The organism is Skermanella sp., assembly GCF_059503625.1.
Genome location: NZ_JCACHA010000931.1, coordinates 1 through 7,177 on the forward strand (window position 1 = coordinate 1; position 7,177 = coordinate 7,177).

Sequence of the window (7,177 nt, forward strand, 5' to 3'; positions counted from 1 at the left end):
GCTTCCCGATAGGCTTGGTCGATCATGTCGAGCAAGGCGGCGACCTCGGGCTGGCCGTCCGGACGTCTGCGTGCCGCCCGCTTCAGTTGCCGCTCGAGCAGCCGATGCAGGCTCATTTTTCGCCGATGGTCGTGATCGTCATGGTCTGATTGTGCAACTCGCAAGCACCCGTCCGCGCCTGCGGCGAAATTTCGCCATAAGAGTAGAAACCGATGGTGCGCGCATCGGCGCCGAGGACGTCCAGCACGCTTTCCACTTCCTCCGCCACGCGCTGGCCCAGGACGAGCTTGCGTCCGATGCAGGAAACCAGAATGGCGAGGTGCGTGCCCTCGGCCACGGCCGCCTGATCGGCGGCCTCTCCCGCGCCGTCGATCAGCTTGTCGAAAGTCGCGCGCATCAATTGGGCGGAGCTGCCTTCCGGGACGTCGCCCGCGAAGACCATGGTGCTGCTGGCGTCGTCGGTGCCGACGACGGTACGGACGACCTCGCCACCATCCGGCCGCGTCAGGCGGAGCGGAAACAGCAGAGCCGTTCCGGGCAGGCCTTCCGCCTGATCGCCGAGATAGCGCTTGTACAGATCCAGCGCCGGTTCGTTATCGAGCTGATGGAGGACGTTGTCGACCGCACGGGTAATCCGCCGCTCCGGCCCGAAGGGCTGCCAGCCGCCATAGCTGCCGTGGCCTATGGTCACCGCATCGCCGTAGAACCCGATCGCCGCCACGCGGCCGGGCTGCGGCAGGTCGTTGGCGCCGACATAGGTGATCCGAAAATCGGCGCCGTCGCCGGCCAGACCGCCGGTGATCTTGATATCGGTGCCGAGTTTGTCCTGAAGCCCGCGAATCAAGTCGCTGCCGTTGATGCCGGTGCCGTCGGACAGGACGAAGAGGCTGCGCAGGCCCTCCTTCGGGAACTCAGCACCGAGGCGCCGGCCGACATCGCGCGATGAATCCCCGTCGATCTCGACCTTGGCGACGCGGACAGGAGTCCGTTCGAAGCTCACCGCCGAGGCTACGATGCTGTCGTCGAACACCTCGTCGCCGATGATTTCACCACCGGTCGAACAGCCGATCATATCAGCTTGGGGAAACTTCCGACCAAGCTCCGCCAGCCGGACGGGAAGCTCCTGCACGCCGGGGCCGAAGAAGTAGAGGACGAAATCGGCCGACACCATTTCGTCGGAGGAAGCGAGGGTGTCCCATCCATGTCCCGGAGTCCAGGTAAGCTGATTGATGAGCATCTACTGCAACTCCGGAGTTTGATCGCCCCCACATGGGCGGTAGTCACCCGACCGAAGTTGAAATATTTACCCGCATTCGACCGAATTATCTACATCTCCTTTCATATGCCATATACCAACGAATGGTAGGGATCACCTCGTTCTCGACAACTGCAACGCTCCCGCTTCAGGCGTCGCCATCGGCTGGCCGGCGGATTCGTCCGGGCGAAACTCGACGATGCGGTGCGGCAATGGGATCCTGATACCCATCTCGTCGAACCGGAGCTTCATCCGGCGATTGAATTCGCGTCCGACGTTCCATTGCTGGATCGGGCGTGTCTTGATCCGCGCCTTGACGATGAACGCATTGTCGCGAAAAGCGTCCACCCCCATGATCTCGATCGGCTCCAGGATCACCCGCCCGAACTGCGGCGTCGCCTGGAGTTCCGCTCCCAGGTCCTTGATCGCTCCGATCACGCGGTCAGGGTCTTCGCCGTAGCTGATCGCGATGTCGAACACGTAGTAGGAGAAGTCCTTGGTCATGTTCAGGACCGAGTTGACCTGGCTGAACGGGATCGAATGGACCCCGCCTGCCTGATCGCGCAGCTTGATCGTGCGGATCGTGATCGCTTCGACGAGGCCGCTGTGACCGCCGCCGACATCGACTACGTCGCCGACCGAAATGGTGTCCTCGAACAGGATGAACAGGCCGGTAATGACGTCCTTCACCAGCGTTTGCGACCCGAAACCGATCGCGAGACCGATGACCCCGGCGCCCGCGAGCAACGGCGCTATGTTGACGCCGATCTCCGACAGGGTGACGAGGCTGACCACGGTGATGAGCAGAACCATGACGGCATTCCGCAGCAGCGGCAGCAGCGTGCGGACGCGGGCGCTCCGCTCGATCCGGGTACCGTAGCGGTCATTGCCGGACAGGTAATGCTCGATCAGGTTGGTGACGACTTCCCAGGTGATGACGGCCAGCAGCAGAACCACGCTGATCGATATGGCGCTGGAACTGATGCGCTGGCCCAGTGGCGATTCGAGCCACGCAAAGCTGTCCACGCCCCAGGCTGCGAGCAGCGCCAGCAGGGCGAAGAACCAGATGATGGCCTTCAACACCCGCTGGAGAATGGGCAGATAGCGGTTGGCGCGTTCTTCCAGATGGGGGAACTCGCGCTTTATGTCCGGCGAGATCGAGAAGCCCCGCCGGATCAGGGTATCGATCAGGTTCACGACGATCCGGGCCGCTATCAGGATCAGCAGCGACAGGCCGGTCGCCCTCAGCATGAATTCGAACCCGTCGGGGATGCTGAGAGCCCAGATGCCGTAGATTACGACAAGATAGAGGATCGTCAGGATATGCCAGACATCCGCCAGCCGCCGCCGCGCCGCCCGCAAGGCGCCGCTGCGCGTGCCGGCGGCGATCTCTTCCGCCTCGACATGGCCGTTGGAACCGCCGGTCAATGGCCGTCCGCGAAGCCACTCCGCTACGTCCTTCCGGTTCTGGAGGATCAGGATGACCAGCATGCCGGTCGCAACGAGGCCGATGACCTTGAGCAGCGCCTCATGGGCGCCGCCGGGCAAGCCCAGCATATAGGCCGCTTCCGAGATGAAGAAGCCGTAGACGGAGGTATAGGCCAGCCGGCGGACCCAGATGTAGCCGTAATGCGCCGATTCGTCGCCGATCGGAAGCATGCGGAGATTACGCGCCACGGGAGCCAGGATGCCCCGGGTAACGGCCAGGACAAGCTGGATCAGGATGGTTGCGTTGATGACGGTGAGAGCCACCAGCCGGATGACCAGGGGCGGATCGGTAACCGACAGCATGCCGTAGCCGGCTATGCCGAAGGCTGCGATCGGCACGAGTTCCAGAACGGTACGAAGGATCGCCAAGGGAATACGCGCAAGTATCCGCTCGTTCCGGCGGCTTTCGATCGACAGCCGCGCCCGCCTGAGCAGCCGGGATGCCAGCGCGCTGGCGGCGAACCCGGCCCCGATCGCAAGCAGGAGCTGGGACATCAACTGCAACCAGCGATCCCGCCGTGTCTGATCCGTCGCCTGTCCCTGGAGCCAGTCGACCGTGTCGGGCAGGTCGGCGAAAATGCTGCCGAAGGCGACCATCTGGCCGGTGAGCCTGCCGACGCGCTCGGACATGAATTCGAGCACGCGGGAACTGGGTGGCTCGACCGCCTCGGGTTCCGTCTGCTCCTGCGTATCGAGCAGCGTCCGCAACTGAGCCGTAAGCCGCTCCCGTGCAGCCGGATCTTCCAAGGTGGCCAGCAGGGAGGCGATCCGGTCCTCTGGATCGCCGCTTTCCGCAGTGGATTGAGTTGCCGGCTTCGCGGGGGAGGATGCTCCAGGCAGAGCGCCCGCCGGCATCTGGGCGGACGCCGAAAGAGTGCTGAGCATGAGGGCCAGCACGGGCAATATCACAAAAAGGCCGCGCGCGGACCGGTCGAGTATTCGGTCGGTCATCATCCGTTCGTTTGATCCGGAGCTGTGGCAAATCACGAAGCTAGCCGGGGACGTGCTTCAGGGCCACCCGGCAAGATGTGAAATCATCGAGCCAAAAACCCGCCAATCACCGAATCGTTGCGACGATGACAATATCGAACGGGTTAATCGATGGCCGGAGACTGGTCCGGAGAGGTTGGCGCGGCCCCGTAGCGCTCGAGGATCGCGTCGATGGTCCCGTCAAGGCGCAGGGTCTCCAATGACCGGTTGAACCGGTTCGCCAGATCGATCGCGCATGGCCGGGTGCGCGATATAGCCAGATAGAAGTCGGAGTACCCGATCGTAAACGACTGGAACTGCGCCGCCGGCACACCGGTGTTCTGAGCGAGATGCATCGCGGCGTTGGAGAAGGTTACCAGGACCACCCGGCCGTCCGCCCTGACGACCAGAGACATGGCGGATTCGATGCCGGGAACCTCTTCGACCTCGACGCCGGCTTCGTGCAGATCGTCGATGACGGGATCGCCGTGTATCGAAATGACCCTTAGCCGCCCCTGCCCTTCCGTCAGGATCGCGGCTTGCCGCTCAGCGACCGCCTTGAAACTCGTCAGCGGAGGACCTGCGTAGCCGGAGGCGATGAAGGCGCTGACCGGGGTCGTCAGCAAGCTGTTCGACAGGACGAAGCTGCCTGCGTGATCGCCGGGATCACCCGAGACGACCGTCGCCATCGCCCTGCCATTCCGCACCGTATGCTCGGCGCGCGCAGCGGGCATATATGCATAATATGGCTGCTTGCCATCACGCCGATAAGCTTCGGTGATGATCTCTGCCACGATCCCGGGCGGAGATCCCAGCGTTCCGCCCTCGATCACGAAGGGAGGCGTGGGTGCCAGCACCACATTGACGAGATCGAGCGCTCTCGCCTCGCCGGAAGCGAGAGTCAGGAACCCCATCAAGCTGACTAGGACGATCAGGCGAGCGATCATCGGCATCCTGAAATGACCGGTTAGTGGCTTAATCAAGCGGCAGATCAGCAGGGTCGTTGCACGGCACCCTATCGATACCCGTTGTTTCGATCGAAAGGGCAGATTACGCGGGTTGCCTTAGCGTCAGATAAATCAGTCCAGCGGAAACGGCGTCGTCGAACGATCCGGAGGTGCCGCGATCAGGCAGATCGAGGTCCCGGAGGATCGAGTCGAAACGCAGGTCCGTGGCGGTCCGGCCCGGAACCACCCGACGCTGATCGTAGTACAGACTCGATACTTCGATCCGGTCGTTGGGGATCTGCACGCCGATCGCCGGGCGGACGATGCGATCCAGCAAACCGACGGCGAAGTTCAGATAGTAACCGGCCAGCGGCCGAGACCCGGCGAACCTGAGAAGGTCAAGGGCCGCCGCTTCCGCCGTCCCAGCACCCTCCCCCACCTTCAGATGGAGCTTGTCGCTGGTCAGAAGGCGGTTGCCTTTGACCAGGATGCCGGTGAGTTCCAAAAGATCGGCCTGCGCCGGCTCGAAGGATGTGGCTCCGACTGCCAGAACGACGACTTCACCGCTGGAATCCTCGTCGAAGAGGAAGCCGAATGCGGGATCGGTCAGATTGCGCCGATTGAAGCTTTTACGGAGATCCGACAGCATGTTCAGAACATCTTCAGGTGGAAATGATAGGTAATGAATTCCTTGAACCGCTTGACGATGGAAAGCGAGTCCTTGAGCAGATCGCGTTCCAGCCGGTTCAACTGGTCGGGCCGGATGAAGTTGTCCGTCTGCGTTCCGATCTCGCCGGCAGCAAGGCGAAGCTTCAAGCGTAGCGCCATCATCGCCAACAGCGCCTCCGACAGCTCGGTCGCCATTGTCCGGTCGAAGACACCCAGGGCCAGCAGCTTGTCGATGCGGTCCAGGGTATTGCGCTCGGTCATGCGCTTCTCGAGTGCGAGACTGCGCACTCCGTGGACCAGCGGGAATATACCACCCTTCTTGATGTCGAGCTGCTCTCCGCGTAGGTTGGAGAACATCCCGATGGGAGTTTCGAAGCTCAGCGTGGGACGAGCGAAATGGGAGAAGAAGACGTCGTTGCTGGACAGGGTTTCGAGCAGGTAGTCGCGCGCCTTCTCCAGCAGCGTGGCGTTCCCGGCCACGGCAGCCGCATCGTAGAAGATCGCAAGGTTGAGCTGAGCCGCCTCGTCGGGATGATGGACCCAGTTGTGGATCGCTTCCCGGTATCCGGCCAGCGGCCTTGTCCATTCCGGCGTGTTGACCATGATCTTGCCGGGACACTCGGGATATCCGAACTCGATCAGCGACCTTGAGAACTCGGCGGTGATCGCGTCGAGATTGGGACAGGTATAGCCATCGCGCAGGATCAGGCCGTTGTCCTGATCGGTCTTCAGGATCTGCTCGCCCCGGCCTTCGCTGCCCATGACGATCAGGCAGGAGTTCGCCAGCAGATCGGGGGGCGCCAGCATTTCGAACAGCTTGGCGAAGATCCGGCGGTTCAAGGCCGTCACCATCTCCGCGATCAGCTGAACCTTGACCCCGTTGGCATGCAGAGCCTGGATCAGGGTCGGGATCTCGGCCGAAGCGGTCTTGAGATCGGCAAGGTCGCTCGCGCGCTCGACACGGATCGCCACGACATGAGAGTTGTTGGACAGGAAGCCCAGCAGATCGACCTGTTCGAGGATGCCGGCGATCCTGCCCTCCTCCGTCACCACGATGCGGCGGATGCCGTGCTTGGTCATCACGACCAGGGCATTGAACAGGAAATCGTCGATGTCGAGCGAGATCATCGAGTAGCTGGTGAAGGGGCCGACCGGCGACGTGACCGGCGCGCCATCCAGGATGACGGCATCGCGCAGGTCGCGGTCGCTCAGGACACCGACGCGTTCGTTCTCCCCCCCGCCGTCGCGAACCAGCAGCGAGGTCGAGCGCGTCGCCTTCATGGCGGCGACGGCCTCGCGGGCGGTACAGGACGCGTCTACATAGGTCGCGGGATGGATGAAGGCCTGACGGATGCGGGCCATCATGAAGGAGGTCATCTCCCCATTGGCCTGCCGCACCGCCATCTCTCGCAGGCGCTCGATCAGCTCCTGATGAAACCATGCGCCGAAATAGGGATTGGCTCGGGTCAGGTCGAGGAACAGGGCAGCCGGCAGGAGCTGGCATACTGTGTCTTCGCGCACGACGAAGGAGCTGGTGCATGGCGTGCCGAGAAGCGCCTTGGCGTCGAAGCTCTCGCCGGGTCCATAGGATGTCAGCACCTCGGCGCCGTCCACCTCATGGACCAGTCCCTTCAGGACGACATGAAGATGCTCGGCCGCTTCGTCGCCACGCAAAATCGTGGTTCCCTTGGGCCATACCGCCAGATCGGACGCGGCACGGACCCGATCGCGCTCGGCATCACTCAGGCGGTCGAAAGGAGGGCTTGTGAAACTCAAAGCTTCAGGCACGACTACGGACCTTCGCCGTTGATGGTCATGAAAAAGCGCCCCAAGGTTGGCATCCTCGGGG

At 62.8% G+C, this 7,177-nt stretch carries 6 protein-coding genes; 1 reads left to right on the forward strand and 5 read right to left on the reverse strand.

The genetic code is table 11. The features are described 5' to 3' along the window. Positions 1 to 112: 112 nt before the first annotated feature. The 5 genes from AC5JJ6_RS33975 to AC5JJ6_RS33995 all read right to left on the reverse strand — a co-directional run bounded on the left by AC5JJ6_RS33975 (position 113) and on the right by AC5JJ6_RS33995 (position 7,002). On the reverse strand, positions 113 to 1,237 hold the full coding sequence (locus AC5JJ6_RS33975) for an FIST signal transduction protein (RefSeq protein ID WP_496046280.1): 1,125 nt from the start codon (positions 1,235 to 1,237) through the stop codon (positions 113 to 115). Between the two features lie 132 nt (positions 1,238 to 1,369). Next, positions 1,370 to 3,640: a mechanosensitive ion channel domain-containing protein gene (locus AC5JJ6_RS33980; protein WP_496046281.1), complete on the reverse strand. Its 2,271-nt coding sequence runs from the start codon at positions 3,638 to 3,640 to the stop codon at positions 1,370 to 1,372. Between the two features lie 197 nt (positions 3,641 to 3,837). Beyond that, positions 3,838 to 4,665 (reverse strand): substrate-binding periplasmic protein, encoded by an 828-nt coding sequence (locus AC5JJ6_RS33985; protein ID WP_496046282.1) that lies wholly within the window; start codon positions 4,663 to 4,665, stop codon positions 3,838 to 3,840. A 97-nt stretch (positions 4,666 to 4,762) separates the two neighbouring features. Then, positions 4,763 to 5,308 carry a 3'-5' exonuclease family protein gene (locus AC5JJ6_RS33990; RefSeq protein ID WP_496046283.1) on the reverse strand — a complete coding sequence of 182 codons (546 nt, stop codon included), beginning with the start codon at positions 5,306 to 5,308 and terminating at the stop codon, positions 4,763 to 4,765. Between the two features lie 2 nt (positions 5,309 to 5,310). After that, entirely contained in the window at positions 5,311 to 7,002 is a 1,692-nt protein-coding gene (locus tag AC5JJ6_RS33995; RefSeq protein ID WP_496046284.1) for a putative nucleotidyltransferase substrate binding domain-containing protein, read from the reverse strand. Between AC5JJ6_RS33995 and AC5JJ6_RS34000 the strand changes: the two genes are divergently transcribed. Beyond that, on the forward strand, positions 6,976 to 7,177 hold a 202-nt coding region (locus tag AC5JJ6_RS34000; protein ID WP_496046285.1), incomplete at its 3' end, for a hypothetical protein. The two genes, AC5JJ6_RS33995 and AC5JJ6_RS34000, sit on opposite strands and share 27 nt — an antisense overlap.

Bases quoted from the DNA above. Each gene is read 5' to 3' on its own strand.
- AC5JJ6_RS33990 (WP_496046283.1), bottom strand. From the start codon at position 5,308: ATGCTGTCGGATCTCCGTAAAAGCTTCAATCGGCGCAATCTGACCGAT.
- AC5JJ6_RS33975 (WP_496046280.1), bottom strand. From the start codon at position 1,237: ATGCTCATCAATCAGCTTACCTGGACTCCGGGACATGGATGGGACACC.
- AC5JJ6_RS33985 (WP_496046282.1), bottom strand. From the start codon at position 4,665: ATGCCGATGATCGCTCGCCTGATCGTCCTAGTCAGCTTGATGGGGTTC.